At 61.0% G+C, this 25,545-nt stretch carries 25 protein-coding genes and 2 tRNA genes; 18 read left to right on the top strand and 9 right to left on the bottom strand.

The window, feature by feature from the left end:
* The first annotated feature begins 5 nt into the window (after window positions 1–5).
* Genes C0V97_RS10435 through C0V97_RS10415 form a run of 5 tightly spaced genes read left to right on the top strand, consistent with a single transcriptional unit; the run spans window position 6 to window position 3,298 of the window.
* Complete coding sequence (locus tag C0V97_RS10435) at window positions 6–785, top strand: ComF family protein (RefSeq protein ID WP_127102533.1); 780 nt, start codon at window positions 6–8, stop codon at window positions 783–785.
* A gap of 9 nt (window positions 786–794) precedes the next feature.
* Window positions 795–1,055: a glutaredoxin 3 gene (gene grxC / locus C0V97_RS10430; RefSeq protein WP_127102532.1), complete on the top strand. Its 261-nt coding sequence runs from the start codon at window positions 795–797 to the stop codon at window positions 1,053–1,055.
* Window positions 1,052–1,489, top strand: coding sequence for a DUF1178 family protein (locus tag C0V97_RS10425; RefSeq protein WP_127102531.1), 438 nt, complete (start codon window positions 1,052–1,054; stop codon window positions 1,487–1,489). Before grxC ends, C0V97_RS10425 begins: the two co-directional genes overlap by 4 nt.
* A 37-nt stretch (window positions 1,490–1,526) precedes the next feature.
* Window positions 1,527–2,000, top strand: coding sequence for a DUF2147 domain-containing protein (locus C0V97_RS10420; protein WP_233582101.1), 474 nt, complete (start codon window positions 1,527–1,529; stop codon window positions 1,998–2,000).
* A gap of 35 nt (window positions 2,001–2,035) precedes the next feature.
* The gene (locus C0V97_RS10415; RefSeq protein WP_127102529.1) at window positions 2,036–3,298 is read left to right on the top strand and encodes a lactonase family protein; all 1,263 of its coding nucleotides are present in this window, start codon (window positions 2,036–2,038) and stop codon (window positions 3,296–3,298) included.
* A 94-nt stretch (window positions 3,299–3,392) separates the two neighbouring features.
* Here C0V97_RS10415 and ubiG read toward each other — a convergent pair whose 3' ends face one another.
* Window positions 3,393–4,142 carry a bifunctional 2-polyprenyl-6-hydroxyphenol methylase/3-demethylubiquinol 3-O-methyltransferase UbiG gene (ubiG, locus tag C0V97_RS10410; RefSeq protein WP_127102528.1) on the bottom strand — a complete coding sequence of 250 codons (750 nt, stop codon included), beginning with the start codon at window positions 4,140–4,142 and terminating at the stop codon, window positions 3,393–3,395.
* Between the two features lie 157 nt (window positions 4,143–4,299).
* Here ubiG and C0V97_RS10405 point away from each other — a divergent pair, with 157 nt between their 5' ends.
* The 6 genes from C0V97_RS10405 (at window position 4,300) to prfA (ending at window position 11,643) form a co-directional block, all read left to right on the top strand.
* Window positions 4,300–5,547 (top strand): aspartate kinase, encoded by a 1,248-nt coding sequence (locus C0V97_RS10405; RefSeq protein WP_127102527.1) that lies wholly within the window; start codon window positions 4,300–4,302, stop codon window positions 5,545–5,547.
* Window positions 5,548–5,549: 2 nt separating this feature from the next.
* On the top strand, window positions 5,550–6,638 hold the full coding sequence (locus tag C0V97_RS10400; RefSeq protein ID WP_127102526.1) for a nitronate monooxygenase family protein: 1,089 nt from the start codon (window positions 5,550–5,552) through the stop codon (window positions 6,636–6,638).
* A 2-nt stretch (window positions 6,639–6,640) separates the two neighbouring features.
* Window positions 6,641–8,026, top strand: coding sequence for a helix-turn-helix domain-containing protein (locus tag C0V97_RS10395; RefSeq protein WP_127102525.1), 1,386 nt, complete (start codon window positions 6,641–6,643; stop codon window positions 8,024–8,026).
* A 146-nt stretch (window positions 8,027–8,172) separates the two neighbouring features.
* A complete protein-coding gene (ispG, locus tag C0V97_RS10390) occupies window positions 8,173–9,327 on the top strand; it encodes a flavodoxin-dependent (E)-4-hydroxy-3-methylbut-2-enyl-diphosphate synthase (RefSeq protein ID WP_127102524.1) in 1,155 nt (384 codons plus the stop codon).
* 4 nt (window positions 9,328–9,331) lie between these two features.
* Window positions 9,332–10,576, top strand: coding sequence for a histidine--tRNA ligase (gene hisS, locus C0V97_RS10385; protein WP_127102523.1), 1,245 nt, complete (start codon window positions 9,332–9,334; stop codon window positions 10,574–10,576).
* Window positions 10,577–10,578: 2 nt separating this feature from the next.
* The gene (prfA, locus tag C0V97_RS10380; protein ID WP_127102522.1) at window positions 10,579–11,643 is read left to right on the top strand and encodes a peptide chain release factor 1; all 1,065 of its coding nucleotides are present in this window, start codon (window positions 10,579–10,581) and stop codon (window positions 11,641–11,643) included.
* Between the two features lie 20 nt (window positions 11,644–11,663).
* Here the strand turns inward: prfA and C0V97_RS10375 are convergent, their stop codons facing one another.
* Entirely contained in the window at window positions 11,664–12,104 is a 441-nt protein-coding gene (locus C0V97_RS10375) for a hypothetical protein (RefSeq protein WP_127102521.1), read from the bottom strand.
* A 32-nt stretch (window positions 12,105–12,136) separates the two neighbouring features.
* Between C0V97_RS10375 and prmC the strand changes: the two genes are divergently transcribed.
* A complete protein-coding gene (prmC, locus tag C0V97_RS10370; protein ID WP_127102520.1) occupies window positions 12,137–13,018 on the top strand; it encodes a peptide chain release factor N(5)-glutamine methyltransferase in 882 nt (293 codons plus the stop codon).
* Window positions 13,019–13,271: 253 nt separating this feature from the next.
* Window positions 13,272–13,676 (top strand): DUF4167 domain-containing protein, encoded by a 405-nt coding sequence (locus tag C0V97_RS10365; RefSeq protein ID WP_127102519.1) that lies wholly within the window; start codon window positions 13,272–13,274, stop codon window positions 13,674–13,676.
* Window positions 13,677–13,692: 16 nt separating this feature from the next.
* On the opposite strand, the gene C0V97_RS10360 is transcribed toward C0V97_RS10365, so the two are convergent.
* Entirely contained in the window at window positions 13,693–14,556 is an 864-nt protein-coding gene (locus C0V97_RS10360) for a glycosyltransferase family 2 protein (protein WP_127102518.1), read from the bottom strand.
* A 54-nt stretch (window positions 14,557–14,610) separates the two neighbouring features.
* A tRNA-Met gene (locus tag C0V97_RS10355) sits at window positions 14,611–14,685 on the bottom strand.
* A gap of 188 nt (window positions 14,686–14,873) precedes the next feature.
* Here C0V97_RS10355 and C0V97_RS10350 point away from each other — a divergent pair.
* Window positions 14,874–16,082 carry a mechanosensitive ion channel family protein gene (locus tag C0V97_RS10350; protein ID WP_127102517.1) on the top strand — a complete coding sequence of 403 codons (1,209 nt, stop codon included), beginning with the start codon at window positions 14,874–14,876 and terminating at the stop codon, window positions 16,080–16,082.
* Between the two features lie 214 nt (window positions 16,083–16,296).
* Window positions 16,297–16,584 carry a hypothetical protein gene (locus C0V97_RS10345; protein WP_127102516.1) on the top strand — a complete coding sequence of 96 codons (288 nt, stop codon included), beginning with the start codon at window positions 16,297–16,299 and terminating at the stop codon, window positions 16,582–16,584.
* An 86-nt stretch (window positions 16,585–16,670) separates the two neighbouring features.
* On the opposite strand, the gene C0V97_RS10340 is transcribed toward C0V97_RS10345, so the two are convergent.
* The 3 genes from C0V97_RS10340 to C0V97_RS10330 form a co-directional block, all read right to left on the bottom strand.
* Window positions 16,671–17,642 (bottom strand): bifunctional enoyl-CoA hydratase/phosphate acetyltransferase, encoded by a 972-nt coding sequence (locus C0V97_RS10340; protein WP_127102515.1) that lies wholly within the window; start codon window positions 17,640–17,642, stop codon window positions 16,671–16,673.
* Between the two features lie 448 nt (window positions 17,643–18,090).
* Window positions 18,091–18,303 carry a hypothetical protein gene (locus C0V97_RS10335; RefSeq protein ID WP_127102514.1) on the bottom strand — a complete coding sequence of 71 codons (213 nt, stop codon included), beginning with the start codon at window positions 18,301–18,303 and terminating at the stop codon, window positions 18,091–18,093.
* Window positions 18,304–19,095: 792 nt separating this feature from the next.
* Window positions 19,096–19,170 (bottom strand) — tRNA-Val (locus C0V97_RS10330).
* A gap of 85 nt (window positions 19,171–19,255) precedes the next feature.
* On the opposite strand from C0V97_RS10330, the gene C0V97_RS10325 reads away from it, so the two are divergent.
* Window positions 19,256–20,152, top strand: coding sequence for an N-formylglutamate amidohydrolase (locus C0V97_RS10325; RefSeq protein WP_127102513.1), 897 nt, complete (start codon window positions 19,256–19,258; stop codon window positions 20,150–20,152).
* A 157-nt stretch (window positions 20,153–20,309) separates the two neighbouring features.
* Window positions 20,310–21,788 (top strand): malate dehydrogenase (quinone), encoded by a 1,479-nt coding sequence (gene mqo / locus C0V97_RS10320; protein WP_127102601.1) that lies wholly within the window; start codon window positions 20,310–20,312, stop codon window positions 21,786–21,788.
* A gap of 66 nt (window positions 21,789–21,854) precedes the next feature.
* Here mqo and C0V97_RS10315 read toward each other — a convergent pair whose 3' ends face one another.
* Together C0V97_RS10315 and C0V97_RS10310 are read right to left on the bottom strand one after the other, a co-directional pair.
* Entirely contained in the window at window positions 21,855–22,976 is a 1,122-nt protein-coding gene (locus C0V97_RS10315) for an AI-2E family transporter (RefSeq protein ID WP_233582099.1), read from the bottom strand.
* Window positions 22,977–23,017: 41 nt separating this feature from the next.
* Complete coding sequence (locus C0V97_RS10310) at window positions 23,018–24,910, bottom strand: ABC-F family ATP-binding cassette domain-containing protein (RefSeq protein ID WP_127102512.1); 1,893 nt, start codon at window positions 24,908–24,910, stop codon at window positions 23,018–23,020.
* 117 nt (window positions 24,911–25,027) lie between these two features.
* On the opposite strand from C0V97_RS10310, the gene ndk reads away from it, so the two are divergent.
* Window positions 25,028–25,450, top strand: coding sequence for a nucleoside-diphosphate kinase (gene ndk, locus C0V97_RS10305; protein ID WP_127102511.1), 423 nt, complete (start codon window positions 25,028–25,030; stop codon window positions 25,448–25,450).
* The last annotated feature ends 95 nt before the right edge of the window (window positions 25,451–25,545 follow it).

The raw sequence follows: 25,545 nt of genomic DNA, 5'->3' as shown, positions 1-25,545 counted from the left end.
GCCTCATGACGCCTTTCCGCAAGCTGGCTCGCGCGGGGCTCGATTTTCTCTTTCCCCCGATCTGTCTTGCATGCAGTGCCGAAACCGGCTCATCAGGGCTTGTCTGTGCTGCCTGCTTCACCGGGCTGTCGCATCTCACCGGTGCGTGCACACGGTGTGCCTTGCCTCTCCCCGCGCCGGATTATGCGGATTCCCGAGGGTATTGCCCCTCCTGTGCGCAGTCTCCCCCCCTGTGGCACGCAGCCCGCGCGGCTTTCCAGTATGAGGGGACCGCGCGCAGGCTCGTACTTCAGCTGAAATACGCCGATCGGCTCGACATTACGCCGTTCCTCACCAGAGCGATGCAACAAGGCGGGGCGGACATTCTCGCAGAGGCCGAATGCCTCGTGCCGGTCCCGTTGCACAGGCATCGTTTCTGGCACAGGCGCTTCAATCAGGCGGCTATTCTGGCGCGTGTCCTGTCGCGCTCGGCGCCTCAGGCGCGCCTTATTCCGGATGCCCTTATCCGGAGACGGGCGACGAAAACGCTCGCACGGCTCGATCCCGGTGAAAGGCGTCGTGCGCTTGGAGATGCATTCGTTCTTCGCCCGGCTGCGCGTATCCGCGTGGCAGGGCGGCATGTCGTTCTGGTCGATGATATCTTGACCACCGGCGCTACCGCCTCCATCTGCGCATCAAGGCTCCTCCAGGCGGGTGCGCGGCGTGTGGACCTGCTCGTTGCAGCCCGGGCAGTGAAACACGTGGCCTCTGACCCAGGGGGAGACATCATTGACGCAGAGGAGTGATCCCCCAACGTGGCGAAGATCGAGATCTATACCCAACCTGGCTGCCCTTACTGCGTACGCGCGGTGCAGATTCTTGCCTCGAAAAAACTCCCTTTCACCGAAATCGATGCTCCCCATGGCACGCAGGCGCGCCTCGACTCCATCAGTCGTTCGGGCGGGGGGCGCACTGTGCCGCAGATTTTCGTCGATGGGTGCTGCCTTGGGGGCTGCACCGATCTGATGCAGCTGGAATCGACCGGGGAACTCGACAGGATTCTCGCTCAGGAATGATCTGCTATCGCCTGCATTGCCCGACGGGGCATGAATTTGAGGGGTGGTTCCCCTCGGGTGACGCTTTCGATCGACAGAAGGAAACCGGGCTCGTCTCCTGTCCCGAGTGTGGCGCGACGGAAGTATCCAAAAGCCTCATGGCGCCTGCGCTCGCCAGACCCGCCATAGCGCGAAAAGACCCTGCGCCGCTCTCTCCGGTAGATCAGCTGCGCCTTGCCCTGCGTCAGCTGCGGAAAGAGGTTGAGGCGCAGTGCGAAGACGTGGGTGATCGATTTGCCGAAGAGGCGTTGAGGCGTCATGATGCGAACCAGGATGGTGACCGGCAACCGGCGCGCGGCATCTATGGCACGATGAGCGATACCGAACGCGAAAGGCTCGAAGATGAAGGCGTGGACTTTACCCCGGTTCCGTGGATCGATCGCTCGGATAACTGACCGCGTCGCAGGCCGATCTGTCGAACGTTTGTCGGTCGTGCGTCCAGCGGTTGTGCGGTGCCTCGTCCTGTGTTCGCTTCTCCTTCTTGCCCTCTCTTCTCCGTCCCGAGATGCCTTTGCCCAGATTGCGGGTAATCCGCCAGCTCCTGAGGAGGGGCTGTGGCTGGCGCAGGATCACGATGGTGTGTTCCAGATTGGACATTGTGGCGATACGCTCTGCGGAAGGCTGATCGGCATGCAATATGACGGGCCTGTTCCCAAGGATGTGTGGGGACGTTCACAATGTGGGCTGGTCATGCTGACCGATTTCCGACTAATCAGGGACGAGAACGTGTGGCGGGGGCATATCCTCGACCCGGAGACCGGACGGACCTACGACGCCCGTATCCATGCCGAGTCGTCTGAGGTGCTCAAGCTGCGCGGGTTCATTCTGGGAATCCCCCTCTTCGGCAAGACGCAGACCTGGACCCGTTATCACGGCACGATCGGTCCGGAGTGCAAACTGCCCTGAGCGGGAGGATCGCTCGAGGAGCTTGAGAGCAGAACATGACGACTTCGCTTTCCCGTCGCGGCTTTGCGTTGGGTACATTGGGACTTCTGGGCTGTGGCCACGCGCTGGCACAGGACGCAACGGATCAGGCACCGGCCACACCGCCGCCGCCGCCCAAACCGGTCTCCAAGACCATCTGCTTCGTAGGCGGCTACACCAAGCATGCGCCTCCGGGTGGCGCGGGCAATGGCGAAGGTATTGCGGTGTTCGAGATGGATCGCCAGACCGGCGTTCTGACTCCGGTGACGACTTTTACCGATATTGCCAGCCCCTCTTTCATCACCCTGTCTCACGACAAGCGCTTTCTCTACGCGCTGAGCGAGATCGACGATTTCAACAAGGATGGTGACGGCTCGGTCACGGCCTTCGCGGTGGATCGCAAGACCGGTTCGCTCAAGAAGCTGAATGCCGTCAGCTCCGGTGGCGCGGTACCCGCGCATCTGAGCGTTCACCACTCGGGACGATACATTCTGGTGGCGAATTACATGGGTGGCTCTGTAGCTGTACTGCCCATCCGTCCCGATGGCTCGCTCGGACCGGCAACCGATGTGGTGCATAATACGGGACCCCGCCAGCCCGAGCGCGCCGCTGACAACCCCCAGGGCAATTTCGCGGTTTCGGATCACTCGGGCTCGCATCCCCACATGATTCAGAGCGATCCGAGCGGAAAGTTCGTAATCGCCGATGATGCAGGGCTCGATCGCGTCTATGTCTGGACGCTCAACCTCCAGACCGGCAAGCTCGTTCCGGCCAAGACGCCCTATTACGACATGACGCCGGGCAGTGCTCCCCGTCACTTCCAGTTCAACCGCTCCGGCAAGCTGATGTATAATCTGTGCGAGCAGGACTCGAAGATCGTTGTCAGCGCCTTCGATCCCCAGACCGGTGCGATCAACAACCTGCAATCGGTCAGCACGGTCACGTCGCATTTCCGCGGCAGCACTCTGGCCGCCGAGATCCTGATCTCAGCTGATGACCGTTTTGTCTATGCGTCGAACCGACTTGGTGACTCGCTGGCCGTGTTCAAGGTTGGGGAGGATGGAACCCTGACCCTGCAGGACGAAGCCTGGATGCATGCCGATTACGGCCGCGCCATGATGTTCGACCCTTCGGGCAGCTTCCTCTTCTGCGCTAATCAGCGCAGCGATGCCGTGACCTCGTTCCGCATCGACAAGGCCAGCGGCCAGCTCGGATTTACCGAGAACTTCACACCGGTGGGCAGCCCGACCACCTTTGCTTTCATGGATACCGAAATCTGAGGGTCATGCGGCGCGTGGCGGGAGATCATCTCCTCATGCGCAGCAGGGGAAAGGGGACACCAGCTGGGTTGTCCCCTCCGATCCCGAACGGCCCTCAATCCCTCACGAACATCGTGATGTAATTGATGCTTGTATCGCGTGTGATGCGCCAGTGCATCGGGCGATAGCTCATTCCGGCCACGTCGATCATGCGCAGACCGACCGTGCGACCCATTTTGTGCAGCTCATCGGGTTTGATGAATTTCTGCCAGTCATGTGTGCCCACGGGCAGGAGCCGCGCAATATATTCGGCTCCGATCTTGGCAACGGCCAGCGAGAGCAGCGTGCGATTGAGCGTGGACACGGCGATCAGACCGCCCGGACGCGTCAGGCTGCGCAGTAGACCGAGAAATTCCTGCGGGTCATTGACGTGCTCAATCACTTCAAGCGCCGAGATGGCATCGAAGCTCTGCCCCTCCCGCACCAGCGCCTCGGCGCTGCCATTACGATAGGTGAGGGGGCCGGAATTATCGGGGAGCGGATGCTCAGCCAGATGCGCCTGAGCCGCGCGGATTCCCTCTGGAGAGGCGTCGAGCCCAAGAACGTCATGCCCCATGCGCGCATAGGCCTCGCTCGCAAGGCCTGCACCGCAGCCGATATCGAGTAGAGAAAGCCGACCGCCCCGTAGCCCTTCCAGTCGGCGAAGATGGGCGTTGACCCATTCCGTACGCATCGGGTTCATATCGTGCAGGGGCTTCATGGGGCCTTTGGGGTCCCACCACGTGGCGGCGAACTGGTCGAAATGGGCGATCTCGCGATCAGAGACGGAAGAGGCTGCGTGATCCGGCATTGTGGTTCCAGGCATACAGAAATGGGTCCGTTGTTCCAGAGTATCTGGACGGCGCGATCTGGACTTAGTATGTGACCGGCCTTTCCTTGCGCAACATCGCAGGCTGGAAAATCCTTCCCCGGCGCTCTGTGATTGACCGCTTTCTGCTACGTACGGAGCCAGGTGCACAATTATGACGTCTTCAGACCCGTGCCCAACCCGGATCGTCATGAAGTTTGGCGGTACCTCTGTCGCTGATCTGGACCGCATTCGCGCCGTTGCCGAGCGCGTGCGCAAGGAGCGTGAAAAGGGGCATCAGGTCGCGGTGGTGGTTTCGGCCATGGCGGGCGTCACCAATCAGATGGTCGGGTATGTGAATGCGCTCGATCCGATGGCCGATGCACGCGAATACGATGCCGTCGTCGCCAGTGGAGAGCAGGTCACGAGCGGTCTCACAGCCATTGCGCTCCAGGCGCTCGGCGTTCCGGCCCGATCCTGGCAGGGCTGGCAGATCCCCTTCCGTACCGATGAGGCGCATGGCAAGGCCCGTATTGGCGATGTGGAAGGCGCGGCGTTGATCGCCTGCATGGAGCGGGGCGAGGTGCCGGTCATTGCCGGGTTCCAGGGTGTCGCGCCGGGTAAGCGGATCAGCACGCTGGGTCGTGGTGGCTCCGATACCTCGGCTGTCGCCGTGGCGGCGGCCATCAAGGCCGATCGTTGCGATATCTATACCGATGTCGATGGAATCTACACCACCGATCCGCGTATCGTAAAAAAGGCCAAGAAGCTGGATCGCATTACCTTCGAGGAGATGCTCGAACTGGCTTCGGTAGGGGCCAAGGTACTCCAGACGCGCTCAGTCGGTCTGGCCATGAAAGAAAAAGTGCGCGTGCGCGTGTTGTCGAGTTTTGAACCCGAGACGGAGCTCTCGGGATCGCTGGTGGTGGATGAGGACGAGATGATGGAAAAGGAACTGGTCACGGGGATCGCCTATTCTCTGGACGAGGCAAAGATCTCAGTCAGCCGCATTCCGGACCGTCCGGGCATCGCCGCCGCCATTTTCAGCCCCCTGACCGAGGCGCGGGTGAATGTGGACATGATCGTCCAGAGCGTCGGCTCCGATGGCTCGACCAACATGACCTTCACCGTTCCCAAGGGCGACCAGGCGCGCGCGCTCGCCGCGCTCGAGGCTGCGCGAGCCGATATCCAGTATGGCGAGATCCACACCGCCAATGACGTGGTCAAGATCAGCGTCGTGGGCATTGGTATGCGCTCCCATTCCGGCATGGCCAGCACCATGTTCCAGACCCTTGCCGAGCGCGGGATCAATGTGCAGGTGATCTCCACCAGCGAGATCAAGATCTCGGTGCTGATCGACGCCGAATACATGGAACTCGCCATGCGCGCCCTGCACACGGCTTACGGGTTGGATGGGGAATGAGCATGACCGACACTGATCAGGCTCAGCAGCAAGCTCGTCAGAAAGCCCGCGCAACGCTTGAGCGCCTCTGGGCACCGGGCTGCGCCTTTCTGGGCGCCCCGACCGCCATTCTCGGCGGCGCGATGTCGTGGGTGAGCGAGCGTAATCTGGTCTCCGCCATTTCGAATGCTGGCGGTTTTGGTGTGATCGCCTGCGGTGCGATGAACCCGGATCGTCTGGCCGAGGAAATTGCCGCGACCCAGGCCCTGACCGACAAGCCCTTTGGCGTCAATCTGATCACGATGCATCCCGAGCTGGATAAGCTCGTCGATGTTTGCGTCGAGGCCAGGGTTGGCCATGTGGTTCTGGCCGGTGGCGTGCCCAGCGGCGCGACCATCAAGCAGGTGCGCGACGGTGGCGCGCGGGCAATCGGTTTCGCCCCGGCCCTCGCGCTCGGCAAGCGCCTGGTCAAGCAGGGGATCGAAGCGCTCGTGATCGAAGGGTCGGAGGCTGGCGGTCATGTCGGTCCGGTGTCCCTCAATGTGCTGGCGCAGGAGATCCTGCCCCATATCCATGATGTACCGGTTTTCGTGGCGGGCGGTCTGGCCCGTGGCGATGCGGTGCTGGGCTATCTCGAGCAGGGGGCCTCGGGCGCGCAGCTCGGAACGCTCTTCGCAGCGAGCAGCGAAAGTATCGCTCATGAAGCCTTCAAGAAGGCCTTTGTGCGCGCCTCGGCCCGTGATGCGGTCACCTCTAACCAGATCGATGAGCGTTTTCCCGTCATTCCGGTGCGCGGCTTGAGCAACGCGGGAACGCGTCGTTTCATGGCACACCAGGCGGCCACGCTGACGCGCTTCACCTCCGGCGAACTCACCAAGGAAGAGGCCCAGCTCGAAATCGAGCATTTCTGGGCGGGCGCCCTGCGTCGTGCAGTGATCGAGGGCGACGTGGAAGAGGGCTCGGTCATGGCGGGTCAGTCGGTAGGTATGGTGAAGGCCGTACGCCCGGTTGCCGAGATCCTGCACGATCTGGTTGAGCAGGCCGTGGACGCGCTGGTTGCAAGAGAGGCCCGTTGCGGGCATCTTCACCCCACAGAGACCGCAATCGGGTAATCATGCCAGAGAAGACGACAGACCGTATTCCGGGATGGCAGGGCGGCAATGCCGAGGGTGCACGCGGCCTCGGGGCCGATTTGCGCGCCAGGCGCGATGAGCTCGGCTGGGCGTTGCCAGATGTGGCCAACTGGCTACGTATCCGCGAGACCTACCTGCGCGCGCTCGAGGAAGGCAATCTGTCTGTTTTTCCGGGAAGCGCCTACGCGTTGGGCTTTCTTCGGAGCTATGCCCACGCCCTGGGTATGGACCCCGATCAGGCCGTGGCGCGTTTCCGGCAGGATGCCCGTGGCGCGCTGGCGGCCAAGCCCGAGTTGAGTTTTCCTGAGCCCGTCTCCGAGCGTGGCGTGCCAGTCGGGCTCTGGGTCGGCGCGGGGCTGGCCGTCCTGGTCGGGACCTATATCGGCTATTATCACTTCTTTGGCGCTGATCCCGCCCCGACCCATCAGATGCCGCCAGTGGCGGAGATCATGCCTGGGGTCACGCAGCATGGCACGACGTCGCCGCAGATTGCGGCGGTCATGCCCGATCGGGGGCTTGCTCCGTCCCCTCAGCTTGCCCCAGCCCAGACGAATGCCGCGCAGGCGGGAACTGGACAGGGAAACGCGGCCAGTCCGGATAATGCCGGGAATGCCGTTCAGGGCGCGGCGAATCAGCCCGGTGCCGTGCCGCTTCCAGCCCATGCCATACCGGCTGAGCAGAATGGCCAGCAGAGCGCAGCCTTAACCCCAGCGCCCGCTACTGTCGCTCCGCCGCTACCGAGCACCGGAATGACTCCCTCGAACGCGACGACGCCCGCTGTCCCGGCACCCGCGGCCGCTGCCACTCCGGATACCGCTAATCCCGTGGCGACGACTGCAGCGTCACCCGCTGCGAACATGATCGTTCTTCATGCGGGCGCAGATGCCTGGGTGTCGATCCGGGACAAGAATAACGCGACCGTTTTCAGTCGGGTGCTGAAATCGGGCGAGACCTGGCAGGGGCCGGAAGAGAACGGCCCCTACCATATGACGCTTGGCAACGCGGGCGGCCTGACACTGAGTGCCGGCGATGTCACCACGGCCGCACTGGGGCGCGTTGGCGCAGTACGTCGCAATCTGACGGTTACGGCTGACGCGATCCGCTCGGGCCAGTTGGGACAGGAGGGCAGCGTTGTCGCGGCCCCGATGCCCGGCAACGTGTCCTCCGGCCCGGCGCAGGGCCTGCCGGGTCAGAGCGCTCTGCCGCAGCACGATGAGACGCAGAATGGCGACACCTCACGCGCGACGGGTGCTCCTGCAGCCTTGAAAAAGACGGGTGCCGCACCAAAGGTTACGGCAGCCGAGCATGAGTCCGAGACGGACCGGCTCAATCGAAGCCAATTGGAAAAGACGGCGCAACCGCGCTAACAAGACGGGCAGAGCGCCCTCGATCAATCGGGATGCTCTGGCCAACATGACAATGGACAAGGGGTGGTGACACGGAACGGGGTTCCGGCAGCGCCCCCGGGGTGCACGGCAGGCCTTGCCGCGCCACCCGTTACGGAGACGAGATTATGAGCGGATATCGCCCCTACCAGTATATCGAACGTCGCAAATCCCGTCAGATTCATGTTGGCAAGGTAGCGGTCGGCGGCGATGCGCCGATTTCGGTCCAGACCATGACCAACACGCTCACATCGGATGCCAAGGCGACAATCGAGCAGATCCGCCTGTCGGAGATCGCGGGCGTCGATATCGTGCGCGTTTCCTGTCCGGACGAGGAAAGCACCGCAGCGCTTGCCGAGATCGTGCGCGAAGTGAATGTGCCGATCGTTGCGGACATCCATTTCCATTACAAGCGGGCTATCGAGGCCGCCAAGGCCGGCGCGGCCTGCCTGCGTATCAACCCCGGTAATATCGGTAGCGCCGAGCGTGTGCGTGAGGTCGTGAATGCGGCGCGTGACTATGGCTGCTCCATCCGTATCGGTGTGAATGCCGGGTCACTCGAGAAGCACCTGCTCGAGAAATACGGTGAGCCCAACCCCGATGCGCTGGTCGAGAGCGCTTTGGAACACGCCAAGATCCTGCAGGATCATGATTTTCACGAATTCAAGATCAGCGTGAAGGCATCGGACGTCTTCATGGCCGTCGCGGCTTATCAGCAGCTCGCCGAAGTATGCGACCACCCGCTGCATATCGGCATCACCGAAGCCGGGTCGAAGCGTGCCGGTACCGTAAAATCCTCCATCGGTCTGGGCAATCTGCTCTGGGCGGGCGTGGGCGATACGATGCGCGTCTCGCTTTCCGCCCCTCCGGAAGAGGAAGTTCTGGTTGGATGGGACATTCTCAAATCCCTCGGCCTGCGCCATCGCGGTGTGAAGATCATTTCCTGCCCGTCCTGTGCGCGCCAGGGCTTCAACGTGGTTGAAACGGTGCAGACCCTGGAAGACCGCCTGCAGCACATCAAGACGCCGCTGACGCTTTCCATCATCGGTTGCGTGGTGAATGGCCCGGGCGAGGCCCTTATGACCGATCTGGGTGTGACCGGTGGTGGCGCTGGCCGCCACATGGTCTATTCGGCCGGCAAGCAGGATCATCGACTGAACGAAGGTCAGGATATGATCGAGCATATCGTCGACCTCGTGGAAGAGCGCGTGGCGAAGATCGAAGCTGAAAAGGCTGCGCAGGACGAGGCCCAGAAGGCCGAGGCCGCGCTGGCGGGCGTCTGAGAAGATGAGCCAGTTGCAGCCGGTTCGCGGCACGCATGACCTGATTGGCGATACCGCGCGCCGCCATGCCCATGTGGTGGAGACGGCGCGCGAAGTCACGCGCCGTTATGGCTATGAAGAGTGGTCGACACCGATCTTCGAAGACACGCGCGTGTTCTCCCGCACGCTGGGCGACACCTCGGACGTCGTCACCAAGGAGATGTACACGTTCGAGGATCGCGGCGGCGATAGTCTTACCCTGCGCCCGGAAGGAACGGCGGCTATCTGTCGCGCCTTCGTGACCAACGGTCTGACCCAGGCCCTCCCGCAGCGCGTCTTTTATAACGGGCCGATGTTCCGCTACGAGCGCCCGCAAAAGGGGCGCTTTCGTCAGTTTCATCAGATCGGGGCCGAGTTGCTGGGCGCAACTGATCCTCTGATGGATGCCGAGACCATCGCTATGGCGCATGCCATCCTCAAGGCGCTGGGTCTGGGCGACGCAGTCACCCTCGAAATCAACACGCTGGGGGATCTCGACAGCCGACAGGCATGGCGTGAGGCTCTGGTGGCGTATTTCAAGGCGCATGAGGGGGCGCTCTCGGATGAGAGCCGTGCCCGCCTCGAAGCCAACCCGTTGCGAATCCTCGACAGCAAATCGCCGCAGGACCGCGCGCTTCTGGAAGAAGCGCCGAAATTCGGCGCCTATCTGAACGAGGCATCGCGAATCTTCTGGGACGATCTGCGTCGCAAGCTTGATCTGTTCGGTGTTGGCTTTGTCGAGAATCCACATATCGTGCGCGGCCTCGATTACTATAGTCATACTGCGTTCGAGTTCGTGACCGACCGCCTTGGGGCTCAGGGCACGGTTCTCGCCGGGGGCCGCTATGAGGGGCTTGTGGCCCAGATGGGCGGTCCGGCTACGCCAGCGATTGGCTGGGCAGGCGGTATCGAACGTCTCGCACTGCTGATCGAGTCCGCTCCTGCTCAGCCGCGCCCTGTCGCGATCCTGCCGACGGGTGAGGCGACGTTGGCTGCCGCCATCGCGGCAGCGCAGAGCCTGCGGAATGCGGGTTTTGCTGCCGAGATCGAGACCCGTTCATCGCTCAAGAAGCGTATGGAGCGCGTCGTCAAATCCGGTGCAGCCCATATGGTGCTTGTGGGTGAGGATGAGTTGGCCCGTGGCGCCGTGACGGTGCGCGACCTCGGTAAACGCGAGCAGACCGAAATTGCCCTGGACGCTCTGGCGGATCATTTCCTGAAAGCACAGTAACCGTGGCACTGGACGACAGGCTGGAGCGTATTGTCGCCCGGTCGGATGAACTGCAGGCGATGATGTCCAGCGGCGAGATGCAGGGTGAGGATTTCGTGCGGGCGTCGCGCGAATTTGCCGAACTCGAGCCGGTTGTGTCGTCCATTCTTGCCTATCGTCAGGCGGAGGCGGCGCATAAGGAGGCGCAGACTCTGCTGGACGACCCCGAGATGCGGGAGCTTGCACAGGGTGAGATCGAGGTCATCGAGCGCCAGCTCGGTGGTTTGCATCAGCAGGTGCGTCTTGCCTTGCTGCCGCGTGACGAGGCGGATGAGCGCAGCGCCATTTTGGAAATCCGTCCCGCTGCGGGCGGAGATGAGGCTGCACTTTTCGCGGCCGAACTCTTCGGCGCCTATAAGCGCTTCGCCGATCTCCATGGCTGGCGTTTCGAAATCATGGAATATGACGAGAGCGACCTTTCCGGGCTACGGGAAGGCGTCGCCACCGTGTCTGGTCGATCGGTCTTTGCCCGATTGAAGTATGAGTCGGGGGTGCATCGTGTGCAGCGCGTTCCCGCCACGGAGAGCCAGGGGCGTATCCATACCTCAACAGTGACGGTCGCCATCATGCCCGAGGCTGAAGAGGTGGATGTAGCGATTGACGAGGGCGATCTGCGTATCGATGTCTATCGCGCTTCAGGTGCCGGCGGGCAGCACGTCAACAAGACCGAAAGCGCCGTTCGTATCACCCACATGCCCAGCGGCATTGTGGTGGCGATGCAGGAAGAGAAAAGCCAGCACAAGAACAAGGCGAAAGCCATGAAGATCCTGCGCGCGCGCCTGTACGAGATGCAACGCGCCCAGGCTCATGCCAGCCGCGCGGCCGACCGTAGATCACAGGTTGGCACCGGCGATCGCTCGGAGCGGATACGCACTTACAACTTTCCGCAGGGGAGGGTGACGGATCACCGCATCAATCTGACCCTGCACAAGATTGACCGGGTGATGCTGGGCGAATTCGACGAGATCATCGATGCACTGACGCAGGAGGAGCAGACAGCCCTGCTTGCAGCAGAAGGGCTGAATTGATCCTTGCTGCGCTGCGTCGATCAACTGACAGGCGAGGCGCAGATTTCGGCATGTCCGGGATGATGCTTGGCGATTTCCGGGTCATTGGGATCACGCAGAAAGAAATCGGTGAAGCCTTCGTCGCCCAGAGCGAGGAGGTGATGCCCCTCGGGGTGGTTCAGCGTGCCTTCACTGCTGACCTGATGCGTTTCGGCCCGTCCCTCGGGGTTGATGACCGTAATCTGGCCGCACAGCGCGTAATGATGGTTGATCCTGCCCAACGGGATCTCGATTGTTTTGGTCAGGCTCGGGGTCTTGTCATCCAGCCGGAATGTCGCCGCCAAAGTTCCGTCGATATACAGACGCGACACCTCGGAAATCTCGATGGGCGCCCGGTCATCCGTGACTGTGAAGCTTTCAGCAAGGGCCAGGGCAGGATGCGCGCCGAACAGCCCGGCGAGCAGGAAGACGATCTTTCTCATGGCTGTTTTATAGGCCGATTCAGGAGAAACAGGTGAGCGCAAATCCAGTCTCGCTCAAACAAGTGCTCGACGACATGGCGCGGGCGCTCACTCAGGCCGGAATCGAGTCCGCCAGGATGGAAGCGCGTCGTCTGGCCTGCTGGGCGCTCGGTTGCGATGCAGCGGGACTTCTGACGCGTGATACCATTCCGGAGGACGCTCGAGGGCGGCTCGTTTCCGCTGTGACACGGCGTTGCCGGCGGGAGCCCATGGCCATGATCGAGGGAGAGACGGGGTTCTGGAGCCTGACGCTGGGTGTTTCTGAAGCAACGCTCATCCCGCGTGGGGATAGCGAGGCCCTTATCGAGGCTCTGCTCGCTCTGCGACCGAACCGGGGGGCTGTCAGGACGATACTCGATCTTGGCACGGGAACCGGATGTCTGTTGCTGGCTGCCTTGAGCGAATATCCGGAGGCTTTTGGCGTGGGCATCGATCTCGCGCCTGAGGCAGCATGTCTCGCTTCGCGTAATGCCGCGCGCAACAGGCTCGAGACGCGCAGTGTGTTTCTTGCAGGAAGCTGGTTTGCCGCTCTGAAGGGGCAATTTGATCTCATTCTGAGCAACCCGCCCTACATCCCGGTTGGCGAGATCGCCGGACTGATGCCGGAGGTACGGGATTATGAGCCAACTCGCGCTCTGGCCGGAGGGAATGATGGTCTGGACGCCTATCGCGCAATTCTGACTGAGGCATCTGACTATCTGTCTCCGCGCGGTTTGGTGATCTTCGAGATTGGCCAGGGGCAGGAGAGGGATGTCACGAGGATCGCACAGGAGAAGGGGCTGAAGCTGTGTGAGGCCCGCTCTGATCTTGGCGGCGTTATCAGGGCCTTATGCTTCGAGAGGAAGGACAGCACTCTGAGTCCGGGTCACGAATAATGATTGGCAGGTCGCGCCAAACTTGCTAGTTTCCTTTGATCGGTCCGTCGCGGTCACTGGTGCATGCACCGACAAGACGAACTGTTTTCCGCAATCGTGCAGTGATCAGTATGATCAGGCTGAGCGGATTTATGGCCTGATCATGTCATCCGGCCAGCTAGAGACAAACCAAGGGTCATTCATTCCCTGCAATCGCGCCGCATCCCGCTGCAAGCGGGTCGGGATTGCGAATACGAAAGTGCTACGCGGATCCATGAACATGAAACGTATGAGAAGCCGTCACCATCGTCCGAGCGGTGGCGGGTCGCGTCATTCGAATGGCCAGACGCCCCTGAACCGCAACCACGTGTTCGACAGCAACGGTCCGGATATGCGCGTGCGTGGCACGGCCCAGCAGCTTTTCGAGAAGTATCTGCAGCTTGGTCGTGACGCGACCGGGACGGGTGATCGCATCCTGGCTGAAGCCTATTTTCAGCACGCCGAGCATTATTTCCGCATTCTCAACGCCATGACCCAGGCCGCTCAGCAGAGCCAGATGGAGCGCCAGGAGCGTCATCAGCAACGTGCACGCGCGCAGCATGATCAGGACGACCGACGCCAGGATGAGGGTGCGGCCGAAAATGAGAGCGAGGAAGCTGTTGAGGAAACTGCTGAATAAGGCGGTTTCCGAGCCTCTAGAATTGTGTCTTGAAGCGCTCCGGCACGGCCCATAGCCTGTCGCCGGACAATCCAAGATCGATAGGATACGGGTCGTGTGCCCGTTCCTTGCCTTCGCGGATGAGCCGCTCACGCCAGGGCCTGAGGGCGGGGTCTTCCTCACCGAGGGTAGCGGGCTGGAACGGAAGCCCGGCCATGTTTCCGAGCATTTCTCGCCAGGGCTCATCAAGCATACGCTGATGCGCGCCCGCATCCTCGCTGCACCAGGGTTGCGTCCGTGTGCGCGCGAGGCGTTTCAGCCCTTCATCGACATCGCAATAGCGCAGGTGGAACAGCATCAGCGCGGGGTTAGGGTTTGGCAGGTCCTCACGGATACTATGAAAGCCCGGCGACCATGTGACGGGTTCCCTGATCAGGCACGGCTTGCACATGGCCGCGGAGAAGCGCAGAGCGCTGCGCTGTGCAAGAATGGGCGCGCTGAAATCAAGCGCCGGCTCTACCGTGACGCGATGCAGCAGATCGAAGCCAGTCGCGGTCAGGCAGGGCGCCGGGCGCGCCTGACTAAGCTCGGTAAGAGAGCCATATAGGGCGGGGTCGGCGACGAGGATCTCATCGACGTCGCAGTAAATGACGGCCTCATACCACTCCAGCAGACTGGCGCAGAACAGACCGATCATCCGGGTGCGCCGTGCATCGTCCTGGGGGGAACGCGGAAGGCGCAGGACGTTGCAGGGGAGGGCGCTGGTCGAGCCGTCATCCGAACCATGATCGATGACATGACACGCCGCCATCCCCACCTGGGACGCATAATGGCGCAGCCAGACCGGCAGAAACACGGGCTCGTTATAGACCATTGTGACCACGGCGAAGGGCGCTCTCATGAGCGATGTCTACGCAGCGAAACGGTTTATGTCTATGTGGGAATACCGGTCGGATGGTAGCGGCGGACGGATTTGAACCGCCGACCAAGGGATTATGATTCCCCTGCTCTACCGCTGAGCTACGCCGCCATCGCGACCGGTGGGCGTGGAATTAAAAGGGTTGGGACGATGTGTCAACACTCCCCTGCGAGGTTTTTTGGTGCTTCGTGTTTTTACGCAGTCCATACTCTGTGGCATTGTATCCCAAGGGGTTATCCCATGATGCCCGGGCATGAGCCCGGTACGACCCATCCCTCCCAAGGATCCGGATCTCCAGTTTGAAGCAGCAGTTTCTGAGCTCACTTTTCGCCCTGCGTTCCTATTTCGACTGGCTGCCTGCGCAGCTCGTCTCCATTCTTATGCTCTTCGCGCTGGCGACCGTCGCCTTTTACGCCAGCAAGCTCGTATCAGTGATCATCCTGCGCATCTTCGGCAACCGGGAGGATGCGGTTCTGCGCAAGATCATCCTGGCCATGCGTCGGCCGGTGCGCGTGATGGTGGTTCTGGCCGTATTGCTCTCCGCCTTGCCAGCGGCTTCGGGCTTCACCTGGGAAACCACGCAGCTCCTTCAGAAGCTGCTGCTCTTTATCGGTATCCTGATGGTCGGCTACGCGGCAATCGTGGCCTTCCGGATCATGACCGAGGCCTATCTGCAGCGGATCACCTCGCGCGACCATAGCGATGACATCATGATCCGCACGCATCAGACCCAGATCAGGGTGCTTCGTCGGCTCACCGAAATTCTGGTGGGTATCGTCACGGTGGCCACTGCGCTGATGACGTTCGACTCAGTGCGACAGTATGGCGTGTCGCTCTTCGCTTCAGCTGGAGCGGCCTCGCTGATTGTGGGCCTTTCGGCGCGCGGATTGCTGACCAACCTGCTGGCGGGCGTGCAGATCGCCATCACCCAGCCGATCCGTATGGAGGATCTGATCATTATCAACGGCGACTGGGCATGGGTTGAGGAAATCACATCGACCTATGTCGTGCTGCGCGTGTGGGACTGGCGGCGTCATATTGTCCCGATTTCCTATTTTTTGGAGAACCGCTTCGAGAACTGGACGCATAATTCTGCGGCGATCATCGGGGTGGTGTTTCTGTACGTCGATTATGAGGCCCCGATCGAGACGATACGCGGATTTTTGAATGAGATCATCAAGACCTGTCCGCTGTGGGACGGGAAGGTCTTCGATTGTCAGGTGGCCGATTGTGACGCGCAGACCCTCAAGATTCGTATTATCGCCAGCGCCCGCAATGCCCTGCAGAGCTGGGATTTGCGATGCGACATTCGCGAAAAAATCATCATGCGCATGCGGGCGGAATGTCCGGAGGCGCTCCCGCGTTCGCGCTTTGCTATGGTTCCGCCCCGTCCGGGTGAGGAGGCTTGGCCCAATGCTGAGGCGATCTCACCGGTGATCGATAGACCACCTCCGGGTTCCTACATGGGCCCAGGCAGCGTCATGCCTCGGGGAGGCGCTGATCTTTGACCGTGAACTGGCGCAGCCAGACGCGGAACGAGCGGTAATGGGTTTCGAAAATGGTCATTCTTCGTGCCTCCTGTCTGGGGAGAAATACGCTGATAGCGGCACGTCTATGGCAAATATTTCACGTCACTGTCATATTTTTTGACGACCTAAAGCCGCAGCGCAGTCAAAAACCGTTTTTTAGCCGCTATGGCCGTTAATGTTGGAGTTGTCTAAGTTGACCACCTACCTTGTTGCCTATGAGAAGATACCCGGCATGACCTACGAGGCTCTCGAGCAGAAGCTCGTTAGCTTTACGGAGGGATTTCACGAAATCGACAATTTCTGGATCATCTCTTCCAATCTGATCATCTCGGACCTGCGAGATGTGCTGGCCAAACTGGCACCTCAGGGGGCGAGACTGATGGTCATGAAATACGTTCCGCATAACAGCATGGAGATGGGTGCCGCCGCATGGCACGGCTTCACGCCTCCTCAGGAGGAATGGCTCGCCGGCCGTCTTTGAGGAGAGGCTTCGAAGGGCACCCAACATTCGCGTATCCGGCGGCATAAGTCGAAAGGTTGCCCATGGCCTCTCCGGCTGCGGCGCTCTCAGGCCGCCTGCTCGGCAAGCGCCCGCGCGTAAAGCGCGCCTATTGCTGCGGAGGCGAGGCGGGCCGTGGCATCATCGGCACGGCTCGTGAGCAGGACCGGCACCTTGGCACCCATCACGATACCCGAGGTCGCGGACTTGCCCAGAAAGGCGAGCGCTTTCACCAATATATTCCCGGATTCGAGATCGGGGGCGATGAGGATCTGAGCCTTGCCCACAACGGGGGAGTCGATTCCCTTGGTTTGAGCGGAGTCGAGGCTGACAGCGGCATCCATGGCGAGAGGGCCATCGAGTATTCCGCCCGTAATTTCCTTGCGATCAGCCATCTTGCACAGGCTTGCGGCATCCAGCGTACCCTGGATTTTTGTGTTGATCGTCTCGACGGCGGAAAGCAGGGCCACACGTGGCGTTCCCAGGCCGAGCGCATGATGCAGATCGATGGCATTTTGGGTGATATCGCGCTTGGTGATGAGGTCGGGCACGATATTGATGGCCGCATCCGAAACGAGGATCAGGTCGGGATAATCGGGGACCGCGATGCAGAAAACATGGCTCATTCGGCGTTTCGTGCGCAGGCCGCTTTCCTGCCGGATCACCCCGGCCATAAACGTGTCCGTGTGCAGACTGCCCTTGGTCAAACCTCTCGCCTCACCCTCATGGATCAGGGCGATCGCACGTGAGACGGCCTTGGCCGGATCATCGGCCTGCTCGATGCGCATTCCTGAGATATCGAGTCCCGATTCCTCTGCAACACGCGCGATCGTATCCCCGTCTCCCACGAGGATGGGAATGATGATGCCAAACCGTGCCGCCTCCACGGCGCCCCCGAGAGCGTGGCCGCTGCAGGGCCAAACAATGGCATAAGGTACCGGGCCGAGCTCCGCAGCCCTCTGCACCAGGTTGCGCATCAGCTTATGCTTGTCGGGGAAAACGGAGGAGAGGATTTCAGAAGGGGGGCGAGGCTGGGCCATGAGCGCGCGTTTCTCCGTGCTTGCATCAGTTTCCCCTCTTCAGGTCACTAAGCGTGAAGCGACGCTGACTGGGGCTGAGAACATCGATGCCGTGAATTTTCCACAGGGCCGATGACGTCGCTCTCCGAATATGGACTGGTAGCCCGCAAGACAGCCAGCGCGAAAGCGCTGGCTCGGGAAGCGTCGCAAGCCATCCTTAACAGATCAAGCGCTCCCCGCCCGGATCAGGTTTTCTTGAGGCGGGCGGAGCGGCAGGCACCTTGCGACATTCGTAAGCGTTCGATGGGACGAATAGGCACTTCTCGACCGGTGAACCTTGGTCGATCACTCCTGAAGCCGAGGAAAATGCGCTTGAGGGTTGAAAGATGTCACTCGCCGTCCAGGCGTGTTTCCCTTACATCTTCACGCTTCGGCGCGATCGCGGCCCATCATTTGGCCCCGACGGAAGTTAGCGAATCGGCCGACGCTGCGCCGGTGCGCGCGCCATGCCGATCGCGAGCCGCGCGAAGACCGTTACCAGGCCAAGCGCGAACACGACCTCGCCCAGCAAGTCGAGCATGTCCGTCAACTGCGTAGTGCCGGGAAGCGCACATGCACTTATGCCTGAGGAAAGCGCCCAGACGCCGAGCGCGACGAGAATGAGAATCGTATTCCTGAACATGAGGCTCCCTTACAAAATGTCACGTACCTCACAAAGAGGTGTTAAGGTTATTTAACGTTCATTAACGCTTAAGAAGCAAGAGCAATCCGCGAACAAAATTTTTTCTCGTGACGCGGGAACTCTACGGATTTCAAGCGTTACGGCGCGTCCAGAATGCCCGAGATGGAACGAAACGATTCGCCTCCGGAAAGAGGACTGGGCTGGTCGTTAAAGCGCGACCCTGGATCATGGCATGGCAAACGGAACGTTGACGTTAATTTGATTCCCCTAGGTGCGGTTTCATTAATCTTCGGTATGGCTGCGCTCATCTGGGCTGTTCCGCACGCTTCGAGCTTTTCTGACGCGCCGATCCCGTCACGCTGCAAGCGAGCGAGCGCGAGGGCAGGAATCTCGGAGTAGAAATCATCCGGCGGTGTCGCTCGGACAGCTTAGACCGCTATCGGGCGGCCGTGGATGGAGGACGTCGCACGCAAGGGAGCGCCAATATTCGACCGTAACCAAACGTAACGGTCAATCTGGAAAGATGTCATTGCAGGGCGGACGAAGCGTTCCCCGCAGCAGGGGGGAGGGAGGCATATTACGCGGATCCAAGCTGACAGATCCTGGGGTGGCCGCTTTTTGAAGTCTGCGCTGAGGCCATCCAATCGGCCGGGGGCGGGTGGCGACCCGGACCTCTTTGCGCAGCGTCCTGTGGTCGAGGCAGCAGCGCGAAGTGCGAGGCAATATGCCGGTTTCGCTTTGGAGGCGACCGTCATTAGGCGTTGGATTGTCGGGGGTATTCAGCGGACCGGATGGTGGGCGCAACAGGGATTGAACCTGTGACCCCTACCATGTCAAGGTAGTGCTCTACCGCTGAGCTATGCGCCCATCCGGTCCGTGAGCGGCGTTTTAGCGGGCGTTGACGGGGCTGGCAAGATGGGTTTTCTAAAAAAATCACCAAAGCGGAAAAAAAATGATTTTCGGCCCCTCTCTGGATGCAGAGCCTTGTCTTTCCTCAGCTTTTTCTTTGCAGGAGAGCGCGCAGCCGGTAGCCCCTCTTATCCTCGCTTCGCCGCATTCGGGACGCCGCTATCCTGCGCTCTTCCTCCGTCAGTCCCGCCTCGATCTGCTGTCGCTTCGTCGCAGTGAGGATGCTTATGTTGATCTGCTTTTCAGGGCGGCCCCTCAATTGGGCATTCCGCTTATATGTGCCGAGTTTCCGCGCGCCTATTGCGACGTTAATCGCTACGCCTGGGAGCTGGACCCCGGGATGTTTCGCGAACGCCTCCCGCAAGGGGCCCTGACCAACACAGCCAAGGTCAGGAGCGGTCTCGGAATGATGGCGCGCATCGCAGGGCCGGGTAAAGGGATCTATCGTCATCAACTGCCTCTGTCCGAGGCTCATGCGCGCATAGCGACATGCTGGCTACCCTACCATGAGGCGCTCGAAGCGCTGATCGCTCGGTGCAGGGCGCGGTTCGGTGTTTGTCTGATGCTCGATCTGCATTCCATGCCCACGCTGCCGCATTTGCGTCTGCCCGACATTGTTCTGGGTGATCTGCACGGAACAAGCTGCGGGGGGGAGATCGTTGACGGGCTTGCGGGGATGCTTTCCGCGCGAAATCTCAGCGTCGGTCGCAATCGTCCCTATGCGGGCGGCTATATCACGGCGCGACACGGTTGCCCGTCGGACAATGTGCATGTCATCCAGGTTGAGATCGGCCGTAATCTGTATCTGGACGAGCTGACCCTGGAGCCCTCGCCGGGTTTTGCGGCGGTGCAGATAACAATCGAGGCTCTTCTGCCCGATCTCGTTCTGTTGGCGCAGAAACTTGTGAAATCACCGGCTTGCGTATCGCCCAATCTGTGATTTTCGACCCGCTATCTGATCAACTCCGGCTGATTCACGGCCGGGGGGGCTCGATTGATGCTATGAAGCTGTGTTTGAAGAGACCCGACGCACGCGTGCCGATACGACGCGTCTCGCAAGCGTCGACCATCTGTCCCCTGACTGGAAGAGCTGCCTCATGACCATGACCTGCCAAGAGCGACCCGATATCGTGCTGATCGGTGCTGGCGTCATGAGCGCCAGTTTTGCCGCCCTGATCCGGTCTCTTGATCCTGGTCTGAGCATATCGATGTTCGAGGCCCTCGACTCCTGCGCGAAGGAAAGCTCCGAGGCTTGGAACAACGCCGGGACCGGACATGCAGCCTATTGCGAGCTTAATTATACCACCCGCCGCAAGGATGGCAGTATCGATATTGCCAAGGCGCTTGACGTCAACACGGAGTTCGATCTGTCGCGTCAGCTTTGGGCTCATCTGACCCAGACGGGATGGATAGGGCACCCGCAGAGCTTCATACGTCGCTGTCCTCATATGAGCTTTGTGCAAGGGGGGGAAAACGTCGCTTTTCTCAAGGCGCGTTACGAGGCGATGGTCAGTCATCACTGTTTCGACACCATGCGCTATACCGAAAACCCTGAAGAGATCGCTCAATGGGCGCCGCTCATGATGGCCCGTCGTTCGTCCGGGACACCGCTGGCCGCAACACGCGTCGAGCAGGGAACCGACGTGGATTTCGGGACCCTGACCCGCACGTTGTTCAGCAGGCTGGAGCAGGAGAGCGGGGTCGATCTGCATTACCGTCACAAGGTGACGTCCCTCGACCGAGAAGCTGGTGGGCGCTGGCGCGTCAGCGTGCAGGATCTCGAGACAGGGCAGACCACGACAGTTTCAGCCGGCTTCGTGTTCGTGGGCGCAGGGGGCGCAGCTCTTGAGTTGCTCAAGGGAGCGGATCTGCCAGAGGCGCATGGCTATGCCGGTTTTCCCGTCAGCGGTTTGTTTCTGCACGCCGATAACCTCGATCTCTGCCAGCGCCATTCGGCCAAGGTATACGGCAAGGCGGCCGTTGGCTCTCCCCCCATGTCGGTGCCCCATCTTGATACGCGTATCATCGGCGGGAGGCCCTATCTGCTATTCGGTCCCTATGCGGGCTTTACCACCAAGTTTCTCAAGTCGGGTCGTTGGAGCGATCTTCCCCGTTCGATCACCACCGATAATGCCAAGGCCATGTTCGATGTCATGGTCGATAACCGGGATCTCGTACGGTATCTTATCGGTCAGGTTCTCCAGAAGAAAACGGCCCGCTTTGATGCGCTCCGCGCGTTCTATCCTGCGGCCCGTTCCGATGACTGGCGCGTCGCGGTGGCTGGACAAAGGGTTCAGATCATCAAGAAGGAAAATGGCCGGGGTACCCTGAAATTCGGCACCGAAGTGCTTAGCACCGCCGATCACACTCTGGCTGCCGTGCTCGGCGCTTCTCCAGGTGCCTCCATCGCGGCTTCAGTCGCGTTGCAGGTGGTGCAGAAAAATTTCGCTGACCGGCTGCCTGAATGGCAGGACCGCCTTAGGGCTGTCATCCCAGGTTATGGGCTTGATCTACGCAAGGACGAAACGGCCTGTCGTGAAATCCGGGAGCGGACAGGCGCTATCCTGGGAATTTGATGGACGTCTAGGGGGCTTTGTCCCGGCGGCGCGGCAATCCGCCGCCAGGAGAGTGCCCGACATATGCTATTCAGCTGCTGCAGGGGCTAGGGGCGCATCGCCCATGGCCTTGCCAGTGCGCATTTCCTCTTCCAGCGGTGCTGTGGCGTGATCGCCGATCGAAAGCAGCGCGGCTGTAAGCGGTGAGGCCAGGATCAGCCCCGGCACTCCAAGGATCGTCCCGAAGACGGTCTGAGAGAGAATGGCGAGCGCGGGCGGCATGTGCACGGCATGACGCTGGATGAACGGGGCCAGCACATTGCCTTCCAGAAACTGGATAACGCAGTAGAGTCCGGCCACCATGAGCCCCGTGCGTGTTCCCTGCGAAAGGGCGATCAGCACGGCAGGGATCGCACCCAGAATGGCGCCGATATAGGGAATGAAGTTGCAAAGCCCGGCCACGACACCGAGCGCCATGGCAAGAGGTACCCCGAGGCATGCCAGGCCAATACCGGAGGCGAGGCCGACCACGAGCATGTCGAAAGCCTGCCCCATGGTCCAGGACCAGAGTGTCGCTCCAGCGGTCAGCATGAGATTGCGCGCCATCGGGCGATGGCTCTCAGGCACGAGGCGCAACATGCCATCCACATAGATGGCGGGAGACATGGCGAAATAAAGCCCCGCGATCAGGATCACGGCGATGGTGCCCAGCAGACCAAAGGCGCTGCTGAGAAGGCCAGTGACCGAATTGGCGATTCCGGCTCCTAGAGAGGGGCCGCTGCTCTGCTCATTGCCACCGAGCGACTTGGGCAGATGATCGAGCGCAAATTGGCCCCAGGCGCTCGTACCCATCTGGTCGCGCACTTGGCCGTACTGGGTGATGAGCGCCTGTTTGAGCTTGACGAACTGATCGCCGATCTGGGGGCCGCTGAAGAAGAAAAGGGCGGCAATCGCCACAAGGATCAGTAGCGCCACCAAACCGACAGCGAGCTGATAGGGCATGCGGGCCTTGTCCCGCAGCAGACGCGCAAGCCCGTGCAAAATAACCGCAAAGAGCGTGGAGGCGAACACAACCATCAGAACGTCGCCAATGAGCCATACCGCAAGGACGACGACAGTGATGATGAGCGTGAAGCGCAGGATACGAAAGATCTGCAGTAATTCGCGCCCGGCGGTCGGGGCGTCTTTGGCTTGGGATTCGGACATCATTTCCCGCTCTCGATACATTGATGACACTGTAACGATATTCGTCAGTTCTGGTTCGCGGCCTCGATCTCGGCTTCGGCCGCCAGCCATCGCTCCTCTGCGGCAGATTCTTCGAGCTTCAGCGCCCCAAGTCGGGTGTTGAGTTTGGTAATTTCGCCGGAATCGCTCTTTTCGTACAAGGCAGGGTCGGCAAGCCGCGCCTCGATCTTCAAGCGTTCCTTGCCGAGCTGCTCCATGAGGTGCTCGGCTGCTTTTGCTTCCTTGCGCAGCGGCGCGAGCGCCTTGCGTTGCTCGGCCCGGTCGCGTCGTACTTCCTTGCGGCCAGCATTCTCGGAGTCGCCCTCTGTCCTGGTGTCGCTTGCGGCTTTTCGTGCGCGTTCCACAAGCCAGTTTCGGTAACCGTCCATGTCGTCATCGAACGGGGTGATGGTGCCGTCATCCACGAGCCAAAGGCGATCGGCTACCGATTCAACCAGATGGGCGTCATGACTGATCAGCACGACGGCGCCTTCGAAGTCACACAAGGCGCGTATCAACGCGTCGCGGGCATCGAGGTCGAGATGGTTGGTCGGTTCGTCAAGCAGAAGCAGATGCGGGGCATTGCGTGTCGCGAGCGCAAGGAGCAGACGCGCCTTCTCACCACCCGAGAGATCCCGCACACGGGATTCAGCCTTGCCAGCATCAAGCCCGAACCGGTCGAGTTGGGCCCGAACCGCGACGGGGGGCGCCTCTGGCATGGCGCGGCTCATATGGTCGATCGGGGTGTCTCCCGGGATCAGTTCGTCTCCCTGATGCTGGGCGAAATACCCGATACGCAGGCGCGGCGAATGCTGCATCGATCCGCTCATCGGTTCGAGCCGTCCTGCCAGAAGCTTGGCAAACGTTGATTTCCCCTTACCGTTCTGACCGAGGAGGGCGATGCGGTCATCCAGATCGAGGCGGCAGGACAGGTTGGAGAGGACGGACTTGCCCTCATAGCCTACCGTTACCCTGTCAAGCATGAGCATCGGGGGCGGCAGGGGCGCAGGCTCTGGAAAGGAAAAACGCGTCGGGCTGTCCTCAACGACTGAGTCGATCTGAGGCAGGCGTGCCAGGGCCTTGAGGCGCGCCTGCGCCTGCCGCGCCTTCGTCGCCTTCGCCCGAAACCGGTCGACGAAGGACTGCATATGGGCGCGCTGGGCAGCAAGACGTTCCGCCGCGCGGTTCTGCTGTAACGCCTGCTCGGTGCGGATACGGACGAACTCGTTATAGCCGCCTGGTGTCAGGCTGAGCTTTCCCTTGTCGAGATGGGCAATCGAGTCGACCACGCTGTCGAGCAGGGACCGGTCATGGCTGACTACGATAGCCGCGCCGGGAAAACTCTTCAGCCAGTTTTCCAGCCAGATTGTCGCTTCGATATCGAGATGGTTCGTCGGCTCGTCGAGCAGGAGGAGATCCGGATTGAGGAAGAGGGCGGTGGCCAGTGCGACGCGCATGCGCCATCCTCCCGAAAAGGAGGAGACCGGTCGGAGTTGGGCCGCATGATCGAAACCGAGCCCCGACAGGATGCTTGCTGCGCGCGACGGGGCGGAATGGGCGTCAATCGCCAGGAGACGCTCATGGATGTCTGCCATTGTGGCGTGATCAGTTGTCGTCTCGGCCTCGTGCAGCAGACGCGCGCGTTCGAGATCGCCTGCCAGGACGGTCTCGATCAGCGAGGCATCGCCTTCGGGCGTTTCCTGCTTGACGCGCCCCATCGTCGCCCGGTTTGAGAGCTGGATCGCCCCCCCATCGGGGTGGATGTCGCCCGCAATTGCAGCGAGGAGGGTGGACTTCCCCGCACCATTTCGCCCGACCAGGCCGACCTTGCGTCCGGGATCGATACTGAGCGAGGCCGTGTCGAGCAGCACACGCCCGGCGATGCGCAGTGTCAGATCGGTGATGGTCAGCAGGCTCACGGGATTTCCTCAGGCAGGATGGACGTGTTTTGATGCCAAGCGGACTATCAGGAGTTGTCGTTTTGCTCTAGGGGAGGGGCGTCCAACGCTTTTCTTTTTTAATGCTGGAGATGCCCCATGGCTCTGGAACGCACCCTTTCGATCATCAAGCCTGACGCAACCCGTCGCAACCTGACCGGCAAGATCAATGCCGTCTTCGAGGAAGCCGGTCTGCGCATTGTCGCCCAGAAGCGTATCAAGCTGACGGAAGATCAGGCCAAGGCATTCTACGCCGTTCACGCCGAGCGTCCGTTCTACGGCAGCCTCGTTTCCTCCATGCTGGCAGAGCCGGTGGTGGTGCAGGTGCTGCAGGGCGACAACGCTGTTGCGCATCATCGCGAAGTCATGGGCGCCACCAACCCGGCTCAGGCTGCTGATGGTACCGTGCGCAAGCTGTATGCCGAGAGCATTGAAGCCAATTCCGTGCATGGCTCCGACAGCCTTGAGAATGCGAAGAACGAGATCGCATTCTTCTTCGCCGAGACGGAGATCCTGCCGTAAGGCTGCGTGACCTCACGGCGTTGAAAGGCGGCCTTCGGGCCGCCTTTTTCGTATTCTGCTCATCCCAAACCACCCGTCATCATGAACTTTCCGAT

Source organism: Asaia sp. W19, assembly GCF_003994335.1.
Lineage (GTDB): Bacteria > Pseudomonadota > Alphaproteobacteria > Acetobacterales > Acetobacteraceae > Asaia.
This window is presented reverse-complemented; position numbering and strand designations above follow the sequence as displayed.

Excerpts from the sequence above, each read along its gene's own strand:
- C0V97_RS10435 (WP_127102533.1), top strand. The coding sequence starts at position 6 with ATGACGCCTTTCCGCAAGCTGGCTCGCGCGGGGCTCGATTTTCTCTTT.
- C0V97_RS10425 (WP_127102531.1), top strand. The coding sequence starts at position 1,052 with ATGATCTGCTATCGCCTGCATTGCCCGACGGGGCATGAATTTGAGGGG.
- C0V97_RS10415 (WP_127102529.1), top strand. The coding sequence starts at position 2,036 with ATGACGACTTCGCTTTCCCGTCGCGGCTTTGCGTTGGGTACATTGGGA.
- ubiG (WP_127102528.1), bottom strand. The coding sequence starts at position 4,142 with ATGCCTGGAACCACAATGCCGGATCACGCAGCCTCTTCCGTCTCTGAT.
- C0V97_RS10405 (WP_127102527.1), top strand. The coding sequence starts at position 4,300 with ATGACGTCTTCAGACCCGTGCCCAACCCGGATCGTCATGAAGTTTGGC.
- C0V97_RS10400 (WP_127102526.1), top strand. The coding sequence starts at position 5,550 with ATGACCGACACTGATCAGGCTCAGCAGCAAGCTCGTCAGAAAGCCCGC.
- C0V97_RS10395 (WP_127102525.1), top strand. The coding sequence starts at position 6,641 with ATGCCAGAGAAGACGACAGACCGTATTCCGGGATGGCAGGGCGGCAAT.
- ispG (WP_127102524.1), top strand. The coding sequence starts at position 8,173 with ATGAGCGGATATCGCCCCTACCAGTATATCGAACGTCGCAAATCCCGT.
- hisS (WP_127102523.1), top strand. The coding sequence starts at position 9,332 with ATGAGCCAGTTGCAGCCGGTTCGCGGCACGCATGACCTGATTGGCGAT.
- C0V97_RS10375 (WP_127102521.1), bottom strand. The coding sequence starts at position 12,104 with ATGAGAAAGATCGTCTTCCTGCTCGCCGGGCTGTTCGGCGCGCATCCT.
- C0V97_RS10365 (WP_127102519.1), top strand. The coding sequence starts at position 13,272 with ATGAACATGAAACGTATGAGAAGCCGTCACCATCGTCCGAGCGGTGGC.
- C0V97_RS10360 (WP_127102518.1), bottom strand. The coding sequence starts at position 14,556 with ATGAGAGCGCCCTTCGCCGTGGTCACAATGGTCTATAACGAGCCCGTG.
- C0V97_RS10340 (WP_127102515.1), bottom strand. The coding sequence starts at position 17,642 with ATGGCCCAGCCTCGCCCCCCTTCTGAAATCCTCTCCTCCGTTTTCCCC.
- C0V97_RS10335 (WP_127102514.1), bottom strand. The coding sequence starts at position 18,303 with ATGTTCAGGAATACGATTCTCATTCTCGTCGCGCTCGGCGTCTGGGCG.
- C0V97_RS10325 (WP_127102513.1), top strand. The coding sequence starts at position 19,256 with ATGATTTTCGGCCCCTCTCTGGATGCAGAGCCTTGTCTTTCCTCAGCT.
- mqo (WP_127102601.1), top strand. The coding sequence starts at position 20,310 with ATGACCATGACCTGCCAAGAGCGACCCGATATCGTGCTGATCGGTGCT.
- C0V97_RS10315 (WP_233582099.1), bottom strand. The coding sequence starts at position 22,976 with ATGATGTCCGAATCCCAAGCCAAAGACGCCCCGACCGCCGGGCGCGAA.
- ndk (WP_127102511.1), top strand. The coding sequence starts at position 25,028 with ATGGCTCTGGAACGCACCCTTTCGATCATCAAGCCTGACGCAACCCGT.